Here is a 17,994-nt window from a genome sequence, read left to right on the forward strand (position 1 = left end):
GGTTCAACTCCCAGATGAGGAGGGGACGGGGGTGGGGCTGGGCACCGGCGGCTGGAAACCGGTCACTCCGGCGCCGATGCCGTACTGGCCGGCACGCCCGGCCAGCTGCTCGCGCAGCGCGTAGACGGTCACGACCCGGCCTGCGGGCATGTCGAGCGTGTCGATGCTGGAGACGCGCTGGGTGATCTCGCCGGAGTCGCGCAGCTCGGTGATGACGCCCCCGGGGGCCGCGGCCGTCTCGGCGCCGGCGATGAGGGCGCCCCTGCTCCCGATGTCGAGACCGGCGGCGAGCGAGACGAACGCCGCGGCCTGCGTCTCCGCGCGCTCGCCCTCGAAGGGCTTGTCCGGCGCGAACATCACCGCGAGGGTGGCCGGCTCGGTGAGCTTGCCCTCGACGCTGAGGAATCCGCCCTTCTGGAAGGCGCCCAGCACGGTCTCGGAGCTCGCCGGCAGGGTCTGCGCGGGGTCGGTGGTCATCAGCGTGTCGGCCAGGAGCTGGGCGACCTTGTCGTAGACCGTCGCCGTGGTCGCGTAGGTGAGATCGGTCGGCTTGAGCTGGAGCGCCAGGCCGTCGAGGACGGCCTCGCTGTCGGCGGTGAGGAACTTCTCACTGATCGTCACCCGCCCGATGACGGTCGCCCCGGACAGCTCCAGCACCTGCTGCTGGGCCTCGCGCAGGGCGGCGGTGACGCCGGGCGCGTCGACCAGCAGGACCTTCTGCCCGCCGAGACCGCCCTCGACCTTCGACAGCACCGGGGTCATCTCCTTGACGAAGGAGTCGTTGCCGGCCTGGCGTCTGGCCAGGTCCTCCTTCTCGGCGCGCAGCTCGCCGTTGCTCTTGGCCAGCTCGTCCGAGGTCTTCTTGGCGAAGTCGACGGCCGGGCTCTGCAGGAGCGTGGTGCCCATGACGATGCCGACCGCCAGCGCGAGGAAGATGGCGACGATGGAGACGAGGTGATAGCGGAAATCGATCACGAGAAGAGTCCGACCAGCCAGAAGATGAAGGCGTTCCACAGGTCTTGCTGGCCGTTGAGCCAGGTCTTGCCGATGGGTGAACTGAACAGGGCCACGCCCATCGTGACGAGCGCGGTGCCGACCAGCAGCAGGAGCTGGGGCGTGGAGATGCGGCTGCGGTAGAGGCGGCTCACGCCCTTGGCGTCGATGAGCTTGCTGCCGATGCGCAGCCGGGTCAGAAAGGTGCTGGCCATGCCGGAGCGGCCCTTGTCGAGGAACTCCTCCAGCGTCCAGTGGGTGCCGACGGCCACGATGAGCTCGGCGCCCTTGTCGTCGGCCAGCAGCATGGCGATGTCCTCGCTGGTGCCGGTGGCCGGAAAGAGGACGGCCTCACGGCCGAGCTGGTGCACGCGCTCCAGGCCGGGCGCGCGGCCGTCGCGGTAGGCGTGCACGACGAGCTCGGCGCCGCAGGTGAGGGCCTTGGCGGAGACGGAGTCGAAGTCGCCGACGATGACGTCGGGCAGGTAGCCGGCCTCCAGGAGGGCGTCGGCGCCGCCGTCCACGCCGATGAGGACGGGGCGGTATTCGCGGATGTACGGCCGCAGCGTGGCGATGTCCTCTTTGTAGTGGTATCCGCGCACGACGATGAGGACGTGTCTGCCCTCGATGGGGGTACGGATCTCCGGCACGCCGACTCCGTCGATGAGAAGCCTGCCCTCACCACGAACGTACTCCATCGTGTTGACGGCGAAAGCCTCGATCTGCACGGAAAGTCCGGCGCGGGCCTCGGCCATGGCGGCCTCGACGGACTCCTCGGTGGCCACGTCGCCCTTGCCGGCCATCTCGTCGCCGACATAGACGATCCCGTCGCACAGGCGGATCGTCTCGCCGTCGGCCACCCGCTCGAACAACTCGGGCGTGGCGTTGTCCACGAACGGGATCCCGGCCTCGACCAGGATCTGCGGACCCAGGTTCGGATAACGCCCGCTGATGCCCGCCGCGACGTTGACGACAGCCGCGACTCCGCACGCGACGAGCGCCTCCGCGCTGACCCGGTCCACGTCAACGTGGTCGATAATCGCTATTTCCCCCGGACGCAGGCGTTTGGTAAGCCTCTTCGTACGCCGGTCGATTCTCGCCACTGCCGTGAGGCCGGGAAGGTCGCCGACCTTCCTGCCGCGGAGGCCCGGCAACTTGTTCCCCGGTACCTTCATCAAGACCATCCTGCCAGAGCCGGAGAGCCCGGGGGTCATGCACTGCGCGGCGTGTCTGGATTGTCACGCAGAGTCGGCAGCGGCCAGTCCGAGCAGTTCTTCCGCGTGTGCTCTGCCCAGCTCCGAGTCTTCCAGTCCGGCCAGCATGCGGGAGAGCTCGCGCACGCGGCCCTCGTGGTTCAGCGTGACGACGCCGCTGCGCACCACGCTGCCGTCACCGGCCTTCTCCACGACCAGGTGCTGGTCGGCGAAGGCGGCCACCTGCGGCAGGTGGGTGACGACGATGACCTGGGCGGTGCGGGCCAGCCTGGCCAGGCGGCGGCCGATCTCCACCGCCGCCTTGCCGCCCACCCCCGCGTCCACCTCGTCGAAGACGAACGTGGGCACCGGGTCGGCGCCGGCGAAGACCACTTCGATGGCGAGCATGACGCGGCTCAGCTCGCCGCCCGAGGCGCCCTTGTTGAGCGGCAGCGGCGGCGCGGCCGGATGGGCCGCCATCCGCAGCTCCACCTCGTCCACGCCCTCGGGGCCGAACTCGGCGCTCTGGGTGAGCTGCACCACGACGCGGGCATGCGGCATGGCCAGCGCGGTCAGCTCCTCGGTGACCGCCTGGCCGAAGCGCTCCGCGGCGGCCTCGCGCACCTTGGTCAGCTCGGCGGCCAGGTCGGTGAGGCGCTCGGTCAGCTCGTCGTGCTCGCGGGTGAGCTCGTCGATGCGCTCGTCGTCGCCGTCGAGCTCGGCCAGGCGCGCGGCCGACTGCTGCGCCCAGGCCAGCACGCCCGCGCTGTCCTCGGCGTACTTGCGGATCAGGCCGGTCAGCAGCGCCCGGCGCTCCTGCACGATGGCCAGCCTGGCCGGATCGGCCTCGATCGACTCGGCGTAGGCGGCAAGATCCGTGGCCACGTCGGAGATGAGGTATCCGGCCTCGGCCAGCCGGTCGGCCACCTGGGCGAGCTGCGGGTCGAACTCGCGCACCGCCTCCACCGCCGACCTGGCCTCCCCCAGCAGGGAGACGACGTCGTTGGCGCCGTCGGCCTCCATCGGGTCGCCCAGCAGCGCCGCGTGGGCGCCGGTGGCCGCCGTGCGCAGCGCGTCGGCGTGCGAGAGCCGCTCCTCCTCCCCGCGCAGCTCGGCGTCCTCGCCCGGCTTCGGGTCGGCCTTCTCGATCTCCTCCAGGCTGAAGCGCAGCAGATCGGCCTCCTGGGCGCGCTCGCGCGCCCGCACGGTCAGCTCCTCCAGCAGCGCGGCGACCTGCTTGTGTCGTTTGTACGCCTGGGAGTACGCGCGCAGCGGCTTGACCAGATCGTCACCGGCGTAGCGGTCGAGCGCGGCCCGCTGCCTGGCCGGTTGCAGGAGGCGCTGCTGGTCCATCTGGCCGTGCACGGCGACGAGGTCGTCGGCCAGGTAGGTGAGCGTGCCGACCGGGACGGTGCGCCCGCCCAGCCAGGCGCGCGAGCGGCCCTCGGCCGAGACGGTGCGCGAGATGATCAGCTCGCCCTCCTCGACCTCGCCGCCGATGTCCTCGACCTGCTGGGCCACGCGGCCCGCGGCCTCGATGACCAGCGTGCCCTCCACCGTCGCCCTGTCGGCGCCGGGGCGGATGCGGGAGGGATCGGCACGGCCGCCGAACAGCAGCCCGAGGCCGGTGACGACCATCGTCTTGCCCGCGCCGGTCTCGCCCGTGACCACGTTGAATCCCGGCGAGAGCTCCAGAACGGCCTCGTCGATGACACCCAGCCCCTGGATGCGGACCTCTTCGACCCTTGGTCGCACCGCCCACTCCTGTCGCTGTCTGCGTTTACGATCACGCCCGCTTCGGAGCACTGTCCGAACACACGTGCGCAAGCGATCCTACGCGCTTCACAGCCAATTGACTCAGGGACGCACCCTTCCGCGCCACCCCTGCACCGGAAGTTCGAACTTGGCCACCAGCCGGTCGGTGAACGGGGCGCCGGTGCTCTCGATGCCGTGCAGGCGGGCCAGCCGTACGGGCTGCTCGCCGCGGCGGACCTCCACCCGGGTGCCGGGCGGCAGGTCGAAACGGCGGCGCCCGTCACACCAGAGCACGCCGCCCGGAGTGTCGGGCAGGATCTCCACCGCCAGCGTCGAGCGCGGCGAGACCACCAGCGGCTTGGCGAACAGCGCGTGCGCGCTGATCGGCACCATGAGCATGGCCTCCACCTCCGGCCAGACGACCGGGCCACCCGCGGAGAAGGCGTAGGCCGTGGAGCCGGTCGGCGTGGCGCAGATGACGCCGTCGCAGCCCCAGCGCGACAGCGGGCGGCCGTCGATCTCGGCGACGACCTCCAGCATGCGCTCGCGCTTCTCCACGGTCGCCTCGTTCAGCGCCCAGGTGTCGGCGATCACCTGGCCGTTGAGACGGGCCAGCACGTCGATGGTCATGCGCTCCTCGACGTCGTAGTTGCCGGCGACCACGCTGTCCACCGCGGCCGCCAGGTCGTCCACCTCGGCCTCGGCCAGGAAGCCCACGTGGCCCAGGTTGACGCCGAACAGCGGGGTGCCGGTCGAGCGGGCCAGCTCCGCCGAGCGCAGCAGCGAGCCGTCGCCGCCGAGCACGATCATCACCTCGGCGTCCTTGGCCGCGCCCGGGTCGACCGCCACCACGTCCACCCCGGCGCAGCCGAGCTCCAGGGCCTCCTGCTCCAGCACGCGCACGGTGATGCCGGCGTCCACCAGGCGGTTGACCACCAGGCGAGCGCTGTCGACGGCGACGTCGCGCCCGGTGTGCACGCTGACCAGAACGGTCCGGTTCATTGGGGCCCTTCTTCTACGGCACGCTGGATCTCGGCGGCGAGGCCGGCGACCGGCGGCTCGCCCTCCCCCTTGCCCAGCCAGAGCAGATACTCGACATTTCCCGACGGGCCGGGCAGCGGGCTGGCCGTCACGCCGCGCACCGCCAGCCCGATCTCCTGAGCCTTCTCCGCGGCCGCGCGGACCGCGTCCGCGCGCAACGCGGGATCACGCACCACGCCCCCGGCCCCGACACGCTCCTTGCCGACCTCGAACTGCGGCTTGACCAGCATGACGAAGTCCGCCCGCGGGGCGGCGACCGCGGCCAGCGCAGGCAGCACCAGCCGCAGCGAGATGAACGACAGGTCGCCCACCACCAGCGTGGGCGGCTCGCCCACCATCTCCGGCGTCAGGTCGCGCACGTTGACGCGCTCCATGACCGTGACCCGCTTGTCGGTCCGCAGCGACCAGGCCAGCTGGCCGTACCCCACGTCCACGGCGAGCACGTGCGCGGCGCCGTGGCGCAGCAGCACGTCCGTGAAGCCGCCCGTGGAGGCGCCGGCGTCCAGGCAGCGGCGGCCCTCGACCGTCAAGCCCTTGAACGCCTCCAGGGCGCCGAGCAGCTTGTGGGCGCCGCGTGAGACGTAGTCCGGGCCGTCGGCCGACTCGGCCACGACGATGGCCGCGGCCGTGTCCACCTGAGTCGCCGCCTTGCCCGCCACCTGACCGCCCACGGCGACCCGGCCGGCCTCGATGAGCTGGGCCGCCTGTTCACGCGAGCGCGCCAGGCCCCGCCGTACGAGCTCGCTGTCGAGCCGGACGCGACGGCTCACTGCTCGTCCATCGCGGTGAGGGTCTCCTCCAGCCCGGCGAAGGCGTCGTCGAAGACGGCCACGTGGTCGCTCACCGGCGATCCCGGCAGCCGATCCAGGCCCGCGAGGACGGCGTCGACGCGCTCGTCGCCGGTCCCCTCCGGAAGCTCAGTCATGACACGACCGTAACGCCTCACGTCAGCGCCCGGCACCTTGGCAGGCGTGTCATGCGTTGCACAGACATGTGGAACGCTACGGTCCGAGTTCGTGAGGGGTCCGTGGTCAACGGAGAGAAGTACACCGGGGAGAGGTTCACCCGGGAGAAAGGAAGCGCGCCCATGGCAAGCGTGGAGGAGTGCCGGGCCGCACTGGCCAAGCTCGTCGCCCAGTTCGACGAGATCAGCGACGAGGACCGGGCCAAGCACGTGGTCGAGCGCACGCTCAGCTGCCGGGTCGCCGACCTCGACGTCGTCTTCTACGGCCGGTTGAGCCACGACGGGCTGGACCCGTTCACCGAGCAGGAGCCGCCGGAGCCGGCCGACGTCAAGCTGACGATCTCCAGTGACGACCTGGTGGCGCTTGTGGAGGGGGAGCTGGACCTGGCCAGGGCGCTGCTGGGCGGGCGCGTCAAGGTGGACGCCAGTTTCGGTGACCTGCTGCGCCTGCGGAAGCTGCTCTGAAGGGCTGCGCCCGGACCGGGAACCCGATTATGCTTAACGCATTCGTTAAGTAATTGAGGTGCTCCCATGGGGATGATCATCGACGCCGAGCGGCTGAGCCGCCGCTTCGGCGCAAGCACCGCGGTGGACGAGCTGACCCTCAGCGCCGGCGCCGGCGAGGTCGTGGGCCTGCTCGGTCCCAACGGTGCCGGAAAGACCACCACGATCCGGATGTTGTCCACCCTCCTTCCGCCCACCTCCGGCACGGCCCGGGTGTGCGGCTTCGACGTCGTCCGGGCCGCGGGCGAGGTGCGCAGGCGCATCGGCTACGTGCAGCAGCAGGTCAGCCCGATGGGCCACTACATGCTCACCGGCCGGGAGAAGACCGAGATCGAAGCCGCGCTGTACCACGTGCCCAGAACCCGGGTGAAGGAGCGCGCCGCCGAAGTCCTCGACCTCGTCGGCCTCACCGCCCACGCCGACCGCCTCGTCCAGACCTACTCCGGCGGCATGCAGAAACGCCTCGAACTCGCCTGCGGCCTCCTCCACCGCCCCGAACTCCTCATCCTGGACGAACCCACCCTCGGCCTCGACGTGCAGTCCCGCCACCACGTCTGGGACCACATCCGCCACCTGTGCCAGGAGGGCCTGACCGTCCTCCTGGCCACCAACTACATGGACGAGGCCGACCGCCTGTGCGACCGGCTCACCATCATCGACCACGGCCGCGAGATCGTCACCGGCACCCCGGCCGCCCTGAAGGCCGGCCTCGGCGCCGGCAGCCTCGACGAGGTCTTCCTGCGCCACACCGGCCACGCGCTACGCGAGGAGGCGGCGTGATGTGGGCCCAGGAAGTGCTCGCGCTGTCGCGCCGCTGGCTGCTCATGACCCTGCGCGAACGGCTCAACCTGCTCTTCAGCGTCCTGCAGCCGGCCGTCTGGCTGGTCTTCTTCGCCGGGGCGCTGGGCGGCGCCATGGACGCCGCCGTCGTCGGCACCCCCGACTACATCGCCTTCGCCGTACCCGGCATCATCGCCTTCACCGTCGTGGGCAACGGCGTGACCGCCGCCATGCCCCTGCTCTTCGACAAGGAGACCGGCTACCTGGACAAGCTGATGAGCATGCCGATCCGGCGCAGTTCGCTCATCGTCTCCCGCTTCGTCTTCCAGACGGGCATGAACTCCGCCCAGGTCCTCGTCATCCTCCTCGTCGCCGTCTTCCTCGGCGTACGGCCGGCCACCGGCCTGCCCGGCGTCCTGGCCATCCTGCTCGCCTCGGCCCTGCTGACCCTGGCCATGACGGCCGCCGCCATGGCGCTGGCCTGCGCCGTACCCTCCCACGGGACGTTCTTCGCGGTGACCGGGTTCGCGTCGTTGCCGCTGCTGTTCATGTCCAACGCCTTCGTACCGCTCACCGCGATGCCCGGCTGGATGCAGGCGGTGGCCCGGGTCAACCCGCTGACGTACGCGATCGAGGCCATGCGCCTGCTGATGCTCCGCGGCTGGACCGGCGGCCTCCCGGCGGCGCTGGCAGTCCTGCTCCTGGCCTCCGCCCTTCTGCTCGCCTTGGGGGCCTGGCAATTCGGCCGCCAGACCAGCGAACGCGTCGCCTGACCTCCTCCTCGGGCTGCTTCCCACATCCCGGCAACGCTCGTCGATATGCCCATCCCTTCGAAGGCGTGCCCCTTGGCCTGTCCAAGGGGTGACCCTTGCCCGAGGGCCGGGACCGGCCCAGGAGAGCGGGATCAGGCGGACTGGAGCCGGTCGAGAACCGGCTTCACGCTGTCCTCGTCCACCCGCCCGTCACCTGCCGCGGCCCAGGCGGCCTCACACGCGGTCCGGAGCCCTTCGATCCAGGTCCCGTCACCCTCCAACCGCAGCACACCCCCATCCCAGCGGGCCTGCCAGCCCTGCCGTACCTCGGGATAGTCCTCGTGCAAAACCCCCAGATCCACACCGACGTACGTGGGCCGGTGCGCGGGCGCAGCCGTGAGCACGTCGAGCGGCGTCGCCACCCCCGTGAGGACGAGCACGCTGTCCACCCCCGCGTTGCTGGCCCCCTCGATGTCGGTGTCGAGCCGATCCCCCACCACCAGCGGCCGCTCGGCCCCGGTGCGCAACATCGACTCCCGGTGCAGCGGCGGCGCAGGCTTCCCCGCGTACACCGGCTCCACCCCCGTCGCGGTCGCGATCACCCGCACCATCGCGCCGTTCCCCGGCAACTCCCCGCGCCCGGTCGGCATGGTGCTGTCGCCGTTGGAGGCCACGAACAGCGCCCCCTGCCGGACCGCCAGCGTCCCCTCGGACAACAACCCGTACGACAGCCCGGGCGCGATCCCCTGCACCACGGCCACCGGCTCGTCCAACGCCGTGCTCACCACCCGAAGTCCCTGGTCACGCACCGCCAGCCGCAGCCCCGTCCCGCCGACCACGAGCACAGCGGCCCCCGGCTCGAACCGCTCCGCGATCAACCGGGCCGCCGCCTGGGCCGAGGTCACCACGTCCTCCCGCTCCGCCGGCACCCCGAGCTCCCGCAGATGAGCGGCGATGGCCGCGGGCGTACGGGAGGCGTTGTTGGTCACATACGCCAGCCGCACGCCCCGCGCCTTGGCCTCCACCAGCGCCCGCGCCGCCCCGGGCACGGCATGCGGCCCCAAATAGACGACCCCATCCAGGTCAAGCAGCAAGGTGTCATACCTGTCGACCAGCACCGCATCCCCTTCAGCCACGACCAACGCCGCCGCCGACTCTAACCCGCCGACACCCGCAGCCCGCGGCCCGACCACCCCTCAACCCGGCACCCCACCCATCCCGCAGGCTGAAAGCCGAGGGATCCGGGGTGGTTGTGTGCAGGGGTTGAAGGCCGAGGGACCCGGGGTGGTTGTGTGCAGAGCTGGTGGTTCGGCAGTTTTCCCGATGGGCTGCGTGATCCGGATGGTGGTGATCTGGCCCCGGCCGCGCGAGCCAGGCGTGAACTTTTGGCGGCCGCCGGACTGCCGGCCGCGAGCAGGTTGCCGCCCGAGGTGGCCGGGCGATTGCGTGTCTGGCGCAAGCCGGTCTACGCCTGGCACAAGATCCGGCGCACGGCCGGAGGCGATGCCAAGGTGTCGAGAGGGCTGGGTGGGCAACCGGGCAGGCAGAACGCCGCGCGGGCCGCACATCCCGGGCTGCGCAGGCGATACGTCTAGAAGACGCACAGTTGGAACGGCTGGACGTCACACAGGCGAGGCGATTAGAGGCCACGCAGCTAGAACGGCTGGAGACCGCCTTGGAGACCGGCCCGGCCGTTTGGGGGATGGGCGGAGCATCACCGGTGGACGCCAGCGCGGGGCGACGAAGCCGCTGTCATCACCGGGGCGAAGGACACCCGACAGCACCCACCACCCAAGAACCTCTCAACTCACCCAAGAACCTCACAACTCGCCCGAGAACCAATAGACCCGCCCGAAAGCCCCCTGACGCGCCCAAGCACCTCACATATCCCGTCGAGCCCGCAAGGTAGCCCGGACATTCTTCAACGCGGTCACATAGTTCCGCTCGTCAGGCCGCATAGCCACCGCGATCGCCAGCGGCTCCTGAGCCGCCTCCATGTCCCCCGTGCGCCACAACGACAGCCCAAGCCCGAAATACGCATAGTCCTCGGCCGGGTTCGCATCCACGATCCATCGGAAACTGTCGACCGCCCGGTCGTACTGCCGGGAGTTGAACTGGGCCCGTGCCAGCGCCTCCCGGATGCTGCGCGACTCGGGCTCAGCCTCCACGGCACGCTCCAGCAGGGAAGCAGCCGCAGCGGGACTGCCCTCCTGGAGAAGCTTCACCCCCCGCTGATACCAGTCGTAAACCTCACCCTCGGGCACACCCGGGGAATCATCGGGGACGCTTCTGCCTTGGATCATGCGTGAGGCCTCCTTCATCTACAGACGGCGGTTCCGCGCGATTCCCGGATGAAAAGGGCATCGCGGGGATGTGGGGGCAACCCCGGGAAGACTCGGACCTCTATGGGAGCATGCCCGGTATGGGGACTCCTGAACTGCCGGTGCCGGATGGGCTGGTGCTACGCCCATTCCGTGGTGTCCGCTTCGCGGTGGCCGATGCGGCCGCGGTGACCTCCCCGCCGTACGACCTGATCTCCGAGGGTGACGTGCAGACCCTCCTCGACTCCCATCCCAACAACGTCGTCCGCCTCATCCTTCCCCGGCCGCCTGCCGACCACAGTCCGGCGGAGCGGTACGGCGCGGCCCGGGATGCGCTGCGGGCCTGGCTGGTCGAGGGCGTGCTGGTACGCGATGAGGTGCCCGCTCTGTACGTCTACGAGCAGAGCGCCCCGGGCATGCTGCAGCGCGGGCTCATCGGCGACGTGGGCTTGGTGGCGCCCGAGCAGCGCATCGTCCTCCCCCACGAGAACGTGATGCCCGGCCCCGTAGCCGACCGCCTGGCGCTGATGAGCACCACCCAGGCCAACCTCGAACCCATCCTCCTGCTCTACAACGGCGACGACGCGAACGGCAGGGGCCGGGCCAGCACGCTGGTGGACGAGGTCGCCACGGCCCGGCCGCCCCTGGTGAGCACCGTGACCGGCGACGGGGTACGGCACAGCCTCTGGGCCATCACCGACCCGGCCGAGATCGGCCAGATCAACGCCGACCTGCGCCCCCGCCAGGCGCTGATCGCCGACGGCCACCACCGCTACGCCACGTACCGTGAGCTCCAGCGCCAGGAGCACACCCGCCGGGCGAACCCGGCGAACGGCTCCGGCCCTTGGGACTTCGGCCTCGCCCTGCTGGTGGACTCCGACGCCTACCCACCCGACCTCAAGGCCATCCACCGGGTCATCCCGGGGCTGCCGCTGGAGGCGGCGGCCGAACGGGCCAAGCGGGCCTGGCAGGTACAGGACTTCACCGACCTGCGCGCCGGCCTGGCCGCGCTGGAGCACGCGGCGGAACCGGCGTTTCTGCTGGCCGGCGCGGGCACCTGCCACCTGCTGACCAGCCCGGATCCGGCCCAGCTCGCCAAGGCCATGCCGGCCGAGCGCTCGCCCCGCTGGAACGCCCTCAACACCTCCATCCTGGCGGAGTTCGTCCTGCCCAAGATGTGGGACATGGAGGACGACGAGCGGGATGTCCGGATCGTGCATCACGACGCGCGGGCCGCGGCGGACCTCGCCGCCGCGACCGGAGGCACGGCGGTGATCCTCAACGCACTGGTGGTCGAGGAGGTGCTCGCGGTGGCCGCCGAGGGCGAGCGGGTCCCCCGCAAGTCCACCTCGTTCGGCCCCAAGCCCCGCACGGGACTGGTGCTGCGAACGTTCGACGTCGACTAGCGACGGCCCGGTCTGCGGACACGGGCGTCCCCCGCCGCCCGCCCGGCGCACAGCCGGCGGACGCCCGACGCCAACCACCCACCGCCCGACATGCGGAGGCCCGGCCCCAACCACCCACCGTCCGACGTCCGCACGTTCACGGCCTCCGGCCCAGCGCACGGACCGCACACGGGTGCCGTCAGCCGATCGCCTCACGGCACGCTCACCTCCTCTGCCACGACCGGGGAGAAAGGGAGCGCATCCTGAGGCGGCGGCGCCGCGGACACGGAGGCCACTTCTACCTCGTACCGCCAGATCTTGGCGTATGACGGCCCGTACACCCGGCAACGCAGTTCCCCCTCGACCTCCATCCGATCGCCCGAGCCGAGCCCGTCGACGAAGGCGGTGATTTCCGGCTGGTAGGTGACGCAGCGGATCGTGTCGACGGTGGCGCCCGGTCTGGGCTGGGCACGGCGGATGACCAGGCGCCAGGACGTCTGGGTGTCCCCGCTGGGCATCGGACGGTGCTCGGGTTTGCCCGACAGCTTCCCCCGGAGCCGGACGTCGTTGTGGTCCATCTCTGACCTCCTCGTCGGTGAACTGGCGGAGATCACTCTTTACGATGAGGGCATAGCCGGATCGGCCCGAGCGCCGTTCTGGGGATAGTGGTGAGCGACTCGGGAGTGCCTGTGGACAACATCACCGCCCTCGGCGGCGACGTGTACGAGATCGACACGAAAATGGCCGGATACTCCGGGATCACCGCGGGCTATCTCATCCTCGGCGACCGGCCATGCCTCGTGGAGACAGGCACCTCGACCTCCGCCCCGGTCGTACGCGACGCCCTGGCCTCCCTCGGTGTGGGCCCGGACGACCTCGCGAGCGTCGTCGTCACCCACATCCACCTTGACCATGCGGGCGGCGTCGGGGACATGGCGCGATATTTCCCCTCGGCCCAGATCGTGGTGCACGAGAAGGGAGCACGGCATCTGGCCGATCCGTCCAGGCTGATGGCCAGCGCCCGGATGGTGTGGGGTGACCGCCTGGACACCCTGTTCGGCGAACTGACCCCCACCGAGGCCGAACGCATCGTCGCCCTCGGCGACACCGGCGCCGTCGACCTCGGCAACGGCCGCACCCTCAGCAGCCACTACTCCCCCGGCCACGCGAAACACCACGTCGGCCTGATCGACTCCGGAACCGGCGACCTGTACGTCGGCGACGCGGCCGGCGTCTACCTCCCGCAAACCGGCGACCTGCGCCCCGCCACCCCGCCGCCGGACTTCGACCTCGACACGGCACTCAACTCGATCGCCCTGTTCAAGGCACTCGGACCGCAAAGACTGCTGTTCAGCCACTACGGCCCGGTAGACGATGTCCAGGACATCCTCGACCGCTCCGCCGAAGAACTCCGCATCTGGGTGGACATGACCCGCCAGGCCCACGCCGAGGGCATGGACCTCGACCACGCCGTCGCCATGGTCCGCGACCACACCAGGGACCGCTACCAGGCCCTCAAGTCCGACGACGAGACGGCCGAGCAGTTCGAGCTGCTCAGCGGGGCCGAGTCCAACGTCGCCGGCATCCTGCACTGGCTCGACCGCGTCTCGCCCTAGGTACGGCGCCGCCCGCCGTACCCTCGGAGAACGCGAAGGTACGGCGGGCGGCGGCGCACATCAGGACTCCGGCTTGTCCTTGCCCTCAGAAGCCGGGGCGGTTTCGCCAGCCTCGGGAGCCTCGTCGAGAATGTCGCCGAAGTCGGGCTCGATGAAGGCCGGCCCGATCCCGGGCACGGTCCGCGCGGCCGTGGGGGGCTCCTCCGCACCCGAGTCCAGAACATCACCCGATTCCGGAACGTCACCCGATTCCGGAACGTCACTCGAGTCTGGGAGATCACCCGGCACCGCGTCCGCCTCCGAGACCTCCCCGGCCTCCTCGACGTCCGCGCCGACCTCAAGGTCCTCAAGGTCCTCCACCTCATCGGCAGCAGCGCCCTCGGACTCGACTTCCTCGTCGGCCGAACCCTCCGCCGCGGAAACCGGGACATCCCGCTCAAGCAGGTCCCCGGCCTCGGCCAGGGCCGCAGCCTCGGAAACCTCCTCCTCGGAGATCTCGGAGAGCTCGTCGGCCTCGTCACCGTCCTCGAGGTCGAAATCCTCCTCGACGTCCTCGATGACCGCCCCGGTCAGCTCCGCGTACCGCTCGGCCGCGTCCGTCTCGCCGTCCTCGTCGAAGGCCATGGCCCGGGCGAACCAGTCCGTGGCCGCCTCGCCGTGCCCGGCGTCGGCCAGCGCGTCCGCGTAGGCGAACGCCAGCCGCGCCGACCAGGGACGCGGCTGCGGGTCGCGCAACTCGGGCAGCCGCTGCAGCGTGATCACCGCGGCGTCGTGCTGGCCCAGATCCCGTCGCGCCCCCGACTCCACGATCGCCAGTTCGATGCGCCCGGCCCGATCAAGCCGCTCCGCTTCCGGCGAACGCACCAGGTCCAGCGCCCGCTCCGGCCGCCCGAGCCCGCGCTCGCAATCGGCCATGACCGGCAGGTACGCATCCGACCCGGTCAGCCGCCGCGCCGCCCGCAGATCGCTGAGCGCCTCGGCGAAGTGCCCTGCCCGATAGGCGACGATTCCCGCCGCCTCGCGCACCACGCCGATCCGGGCCGCGAACCGCCGCCCGACCTTGGTGTGCTCGTACGCGCGGTCCGGATCGTCCTCGCCCAGCGCCCGCTCGGCCGCGACCAGGTGCCTGGCCACGAGGTCAGCCAGATCACCCGGAAGCGAGCGCAGCTCGTCGCGAACCTCCTGGTCGAGCTCCTCGGCGGTGATGTCCGCCGCCATGTCGGGCAGAGGCTCGCGCTCGCGCGGCTCGTCCTGCCCTGGCTTGCCGAAGCGCGCGCGGGTCCCGCCGCCGTCGTTGTCGCGCGAGAACGGCCGGCCGCCGCCCTCGAAGTCCCGCGGGCGTCGCTCGTCCCCGAATCCGTCCGTACGGCGCGGCCCTCGGTCGTCCCGGGACCATTCGGTACGGCCCGGCCCGCGGTCATCCCGGCGCGGACCCCGCTCGGAGTCACGGTCGCGACGGGGACCACGCTCGTAGCCGCCCTCGCGACGGGGACCGCGATCGAACCCGCCTTCGCGACGGGGACCACGGTCAAAGCCGCCTTCACGGCGAGGACCGCGGTCGAACCCACCCTCGCGGCGCGGCCCGCGGTCGAACCCGCCGCGGTCATCGCGATCCCGGTACCCGCCCTCACGGCGCGGCCCGCGGTCGGAGTCACCCTCGCGACGGGGACCACGCTCGTAACCACCCTCACGGCGAGGACCGCGGTCGAACCCACCCTCACGGCGAGGACCGCGGTCGAACCCACCGCGATCATCGCGATCCCGGTACCCGCCCTCACGGCGCGGCCCGCGCTCGAAGTCACCCTCGCGACGCGGTCCGCGGTCGAACCCGCCCTCACGGCGCGGCCCGCGGTCGGAGTCACCCTCGCGACGGGGACCACGATCGAACCCACCTTCACGGCGAGGACCACGATCGAACCCGCCCCGGTCATCGCGATCCCGATATCCGCCCTCGCGGCGCGGACCACCCTCACGACGCGGCCCGCGGTCAAACCCGCCCTCACGCCGAGGACCACGATCGAAGCCGCCTTCACGGCGCGGCCCGCGATCATCCCGATCCCGGAACCCGCCCTCACGACGAGGACCGCGGTCGAAGCCGCCCTCACGCCGAGGCCCGCGGTCGAACCCACCGCGATCATCCCGATCCCGGTACCCGCCCTCACGGCGCGGCCCGCGGTCGGAGTCACCCTCACGACGGGGACCACGCTCGTAACCACCCTCACGGCGAGGACCACGGTCAACCCCGCCCTCGCGGCGAGGCCCGCGATCGAACCCACCACGGTCATCGCGATCCCGGTACCCGCCCTCACGGCGCGGCCCGCGGTCGGAGTCACCCTCACGACGGGGACCACGCTCGTAACCACCCTCACGACGAGGACCACGGTCAGACCCGCCCTCACGACGGAATCCGCGCCCGTCACGCCCGAAGTCCGGCCGCTCGGCGAATCCCCGCTCATCTCGCTCGGGGAACGCCCGCCGCTGGGACTCGCCTTCGCGACGCGGCCCACGGTCATCCCGGCGCGGCCCGCGATCGAACCCGCCCTCACGACGCGGCCCGCGCCCGCGGTCGTCGGAACGGAACGGACGGCCGCCCTGGTCACCGCGCGAGTCGCGGTCGCGGTCGCGGGAGCCGTACCCGCCGCTGCTGCCGTAGGAGCGCCTGTCTCCGTCGCGGGGGCCGTCGCCACTCCCGCGCTGTCCGTCGTCCGGTCCGTTATCTCTGTTCACTTCTGGTCCATTTCGTTGGCTAACTCAGCGGACCCATATCGAACGACGGTCCACCGTGGCTGCCCGCCCGGCGGGTCTTACGCGAAGAAGGCCACCCGTGGATGGGGCGGCCAGGCCCTCCCAGCCTAGCAAGTCCCGGCAGGTCCACGTGCCGGGCCGAAATCCGATCGCTCCACGGAACCCCTCTCGACCAGGATGTCCACCATGTCGCTACGCTTCCACGAGATCGCCGAATCCCGGCACCGCATCCTGAACCCGTTCACCGACGACAAACTCGACCTCCTCGGCGAACTCTGCCAACCGCCACCGGGCACCCGCCACCTGGACCTGGCCTGCGGCAAGGGCGAACTCCTGTCCCGGTGGGCGGCCACCTACGGCAGCCACGGCACCGGCGTGGACATCAGCGAGGTCTTCATCGCCGCCGCCCGAACCCGCGCCACAGAGCTGAACGTGACCGACGCTCTCACCTTCATCACCGCAGACGCCGCCACCTACGCCAAACAGGCCGAACCCAGCTCCTACGACATCGTCTCCTGCATAGGCGCCACCTGGATCGGCGGCGGCCTGTCCGGAACCCTCGACCTGATGCGCCCGCTACTTCGCCCCAACGGCCTGATCCTGGTCGGCGAAGTCTTCTGGAACTCCGCCCCGCCCCCTGAGGCCACCACCGCCCTGGGCCTGGACGACCACCCCTGCCTCTCCCTCGCGCAAACCGCCGCAAGCATGGACGAGGCCGGCTTCGACCTCCTCGACATGGTCCTGGCCAGTCCCGACAGCTGGGACCGCTACACCGCCTCCCAGTGGTGGACCCTCAGCGACTGGCTCCGCGACAACCCCCACGACCCCGACGCCCCAGCCATCCGCGACGCCCTCCGCCAGTGGCGCACCTCCCACCTCGAGTACGGCCGGCAGTACCTCGGCTGGGGCGTCTTCATCCTCCGCCCCGCCATACCTTTGCCCACTCCATAACAGCGATCTCCCCACATCAGGGGACATCCCGGACATGGCTACCGCATCCACACCACACGGACCGGCATTCCGCCCGCAGTCCAGCTGGCTCACCTTCGCCGGCATGCTCGGCGTCGTCCTGGGTGTCTTCAACGCCATCGAGGGCCTCATCGCCCTGTTCCGGGAGGACTACTTCGTCACCCCCGGCGGCCGACTGCTCGTCTTCGACTACAACACCTGGGGCTGGATCTGGCTCGCCCTGGGCATCCTGCAACTGGCTGCCGGCGCCGGCATCCTCGCCGGCCAAACCTGGGCCCGCATCGTCGGCATCATCCTGGCCGGACTCGCCATGATCGGACAATTCGCCTTCGTAGCCGCGTACCCGATCTGGTCGGTCATCGGCATCGCCCTGAGCGTGGTCATCATCTACGGCCTGATCGCCGCCCCACGCGACGCGACAGGCTAACCATCCGACACGCATCCACAGGCGGCCCGCATCCCGTGGGCCGCCACTCTTGTTTCCGCCTTGGCAGCGAACCCTCCACAACGCAAAAGGGGCCGTCCCAGCACGAGACAGCCCCTCACATGTAACGCAAGAAGGGCCACCCCAAACCCGGGATGGCCCTTCCTGATCAAGTTTTGTGCGGCGGCGACCTACTCTCCCACACCCTCCCGAGTGCAGTACCATCGGCGCAGAGAAGCTTAACTTCCGGGTTCGGAATGTAACCGGGTGTTTCCTTCCCGCCATAACCACCGCAACCTCTTGAGACCGTTTGTTGTCTCAGAATTGCGTAGTGGACGCGAGCAAGAACATCCTGAACCATCGATCTCGCGCTGCTCCGGACCCGGCGAAGAGTAACAGAGCGCTGCAGAGAACCTACAGTTCAGGACGCGAATGCTTTGTGGTCAAGTCCTCGGCCTATTAGTACCGGTCAGCTCCACACGTTACCGCGCTTCCACCTCCGGCCTATCAACCCGGTCGTCTACCGGGAGCCTTACCCCCCTCACAGGGGTG

The 17,994-nt window shown here is 70.7% G+C and carries 19 protein-coding genes and 2 rRNA genes; 9 read left to right on the forward strand and 12 right to left on the reverse strand.

What is annotated here, in order from left to right; translation table 11 throughout:
* Nucleotides 1–3 precede the first annotated feature (3 nt).
* The 6 genes from FVE25_RS15845 to FVE25_RS53845 all read right to left on the reverse strand — a co-directional run bounded on the left by FVE25_RS15845 (nt 4) and on the right by FVE25_RS53845 (nt 5,907).
* Nucleotides 4–975, reverse strand: a complete 972-nt coding sequence (locus FVE25_RS15845) for a copper transporter (protein WP_157247645.1) — start codon at nt 973–975, stop codon at nt 4–6.
* On the reverse strand, nt 972–2,168 hold the full coding sequence (gene steA / locus FVE25_RS15850; RefSeq protein ID WP_157247646.1) for a putative cytokinetic ring protein SteA: 1,197 nt from the start codon (nt 2,166–2,168) through the stop codon (nt 972–974). Before steA ends, FVE25_RS15845 begins: the two co-directional genes overlap by 4 nt.
* Before the next feature lie 63 nt (nt 2,169–2,231).
* Entirely contained in the window at nt 2,232–3,941 is a 1,710-nt protein-coding gene (gene recN, locus FVE25_RS15855) for a DNA repair protein RecN (protein ID WP_157247647.1), read from the reverse strand.
* Between the two features lie 102 nt (nt 3,942–4,043).
* Nucleotides 4,044–4,943 (reverse strand): NAD kinase, encoded by a 900-nt coding sequence (locus FVE25_RS15860; protein WP_157247648.1) that lies wholly within the window; start codon nt 4,941–4,943, stop codon nt 4,044–4,046.
* A complete protein-coding gene (locus FVE25_RS15865; RefSeq protein ID WP_157247649.1) occupies nt 4,940–5,752 on the reverse strand; it encodes a TlyA family RNA methyltransferase in 813 nt (270 codons plus the stop codon). Before FVE25_RS15865 ends, FVE25_RS15860 begins: the two co-directional genes overlap by 4 nt.
* Nucleotides 5,749–5,907: a hypothetical protein gene (locus FVE25_RS53845; RefSeq protein WP_181019601.1), complete on the reverse strand. Its 159-nt coding sequence runs from the start codon at nt 5,905–5,907 to the stop codon at nt 5,749–5,751. The genes FVE25_RS15865 and FVE25_RS53845 overlap by 4 nt, the downstream gene beginning before the upstream one ends.
* A 162-nt stretch (nt 5,908–6,069) precedes the next feature.
* Between FVE25_RS53845 and FVE25_RS15870 the strand changes: the two genes are divergently transcribed.
* The 3 genes from FVE25_RS15870 (at nt 6,070) to FVE25_RS15880 (ending at nt 8,003) form a co-directional block, all read left to right on the forward strand.
* Complete coding sequence (locus tag FVE25_RS15870; RefSeq protein WP_157247650.1) at nt 6,070–6,411, forward strand: SCP2 sterol-binding domain-containing protein; 342 nt, start codon at nt 6,070–6,072, stop codon at nt 6,409–6,411.
* A 66-nt stretch (nt 6,412–6,477) separates the two neighbouring features.
* Nucleotides 6,478–7,230: an ABC transporter ATP-binding protein gene (locus tag FVE25_RS15875; protein ID WP_157247651.1), complete on the forward strand. Its 753-nt coding sequence runs from the start codon at nt 6,478–6,480 to the stop codon at nt 7,228–7,230.
* A complete protein-coding gene (locus tag FVE25_RS15880) occupies nt 7,230–8,003 on the forward strand; it encodes an ABC transporter permease (protein ID WP_157247652.1) in 774 nt (257 codons plus the stop codon). Before FVE25_RS15875 ends, FVE25_RS15880 begins: the two co-directional genes overlap by 1 nt.
* Nucleotides 8,004–8,134: 131 nt before the next feature.
* Here FVE25_RS15880 and FVE25_RS15885 read toward each other — a convergent pair whose 3' ends face one another.
* A complete protein-coding gene (locus tag FVE25_RS15885; RefSeq protein ID WP_157247653.1) occupies nt 8,135–9,100 on the reverse strand; it encodes an HAD-IIA family hydrolase in 966 nt (321 codons plus the stop codon).
* A gap of 174 nt (nt 9,101–9,274) precedes the next feature.
* Between FVE25_RS15885 and FVE25_RS15890 the strand changes: the two genes are divergently transcribed.
* Nucleotides 9,275–9,577 (forward strand): hypothetical protein, encoded by a 303-nt coding sequence (locus FVE25_RS15890; RefSeq protein ID WP_157247654.1) that lies wholly within the window; start codon nt 9,275–9,277, stop codon nt 9,575–9,577.
* Between the two features lie 285 nt (nt 9,578–9,862).
* On the opposite strand, the gene FVE25_RS15895 is transcribed toward FVE25_RS15890, so the two are convergent.
* The gene (locus FVE25_RS15895; protein ID WP_157247655.1) at nt 9,863–10,285 is read right to left on the reverse strand and encodes a tetratricopeptide repeat protein; all 423 of its coding nucleotides are present in this window, start codon (nt 10,283–10,285) and stop codon (nt 9,863–9,865) included.
* Nucleotides 10,286–10,395: 110 nt separating this feature from the next.
* Between FVE25_RS15895 and FVE25_RS15900 the strand changes: the two genes are divergently transcribed.
* A complete protein-coding gene (locus FVE25_RS15900; RefSeq protein WP_157247656.1) occupies nt 10,396–11,709 on the forward strand; it encodes a DUF1015 family protein in 1,314 nt (437 codons plus the stop codon).
* Between the two features lie 191 nt (nt 11,710–11,900).
* Here the strand turns inward: FVE25_RS15900 and FVE25_RS15905 are convergent, their stop codons facing one another.
* The gene (locus FVE25_RS15905; RefSeq protein WP_157247657.1) at nt 11,901–12,266 is read right to left on the reverse strand and encodes a single-stranded DNA-binding protein; all 366 of its coding nucleotides are present in this window, start codon (nt 12,264–12,266) and stop codon (nt 11,901–11,903) included.
* Nucleotides 12,267–12,377: 111 nt separating this feature from the next.
* Here FVE25_RS15905 and FVE25_RS15910 point away from each other — a divergent pair, with 111 nt between their 5' ends.
* Nucleotides 12,378–13,304, forward strand: a complete 927-nt coding sequence (locus FVE25_RS15910; RefSeq protein ID WP_157247658.1) for an MBL fold metallo-hydrolase — start codon at nt 12,378–12,380, stop codon at nt 13,302–13,304.
* Between the two features lie 60 nt (nt 13,305–13,364).
* Here FVE25_RS15910 and FVE25_RS15915 read toward each other — a convergent pair whose 3' ends face one another.
* Nucleotides 13,365–14,438, reverse strand: coding sequence for a hypothetical protein (locus FVE25_RS15915; protein WP_246267059.1), 1,074 nt, complete (start codon nt 14,436–14,438; stop codon nt 13,365–13,367).
* Between FVE25_RS15915 and FVE25_RS55135 the strand changes: the two genes are divergently transcribed.
* The 3 genes from FVE25_RS55135 (at nt 14,370) to FVE25_RS15925 (ending at nt 17,445) form a co-directional block, all read left to right on the forward strand.
* Nucleotides 14,370–16,160 carry a hypothetical protein gene (locus FVE25_RS55135; protein WP_246267060.1) on the forward strand — a complete coding sequence of 597 codons (1,791 nt, stop codon included), beginning with the start codon at nt 14,370–14,372 and terminating at the stop codon, nt 16,158–16,160. The genes FVE25_RS15915 and FVE25_RS55135 overlap by 69 nt on opposite strands.
* 75 nt (nt 16,161–16,235) lie before the next feature.
* Nucleotides 16,236–17,000, forward strand: a complete 765-nt coding sequence (locus tag FVE25_RS15920) for an SAM-dependent methyltransferase (protein WP_246267061.1) — start codon at nt 16,236–16,238, stop codon at nt 16,998–17,000.
* Nucleotides 17,001–17,034: 34 nt separating this feature from the next.
* A complete protein-coding gene (locus FVE25_RS15925) occupies nt 17,035–17,445 on the forward strand; it encodes a DUF7144 family membrane protein (protein ID WP_157247660.1) in 411 nt (136 codons plus the stop codon).
* Nucleotides 17,446–17,620: 175 nt separating this feature from the next.
* Here FVE25_RS15925 and rrf read toward each other — a convergent pair.
* Together rrf and FVE25_RS15935 are read right to left on the reverse strand one after the other, a co-directional pair.
* Nucleotides 17,621–17,737 (reverse strand): 5S ribosomal RNA (gene rrf, locus FVE25_RS15930).
* 144 nt (nt 17,738–17,881) lie between these two features.
* Nucleotides 17,882–17,994: ribosomal RNA gene (locus FVE25_RS15935) — 23S ribosomal RNA — on the reverse strand; the annotation flags it as partial.

The sequence above is a fragment of the Nonomuraea typhae genome, assembly GCF_009760925.1.
GTDB lineage: Bacteria > Actinomycetota > Actinomycetes > Streptosporangiales > Streptosporangiaceae > Nonomuraea > Nonomuraea typhae.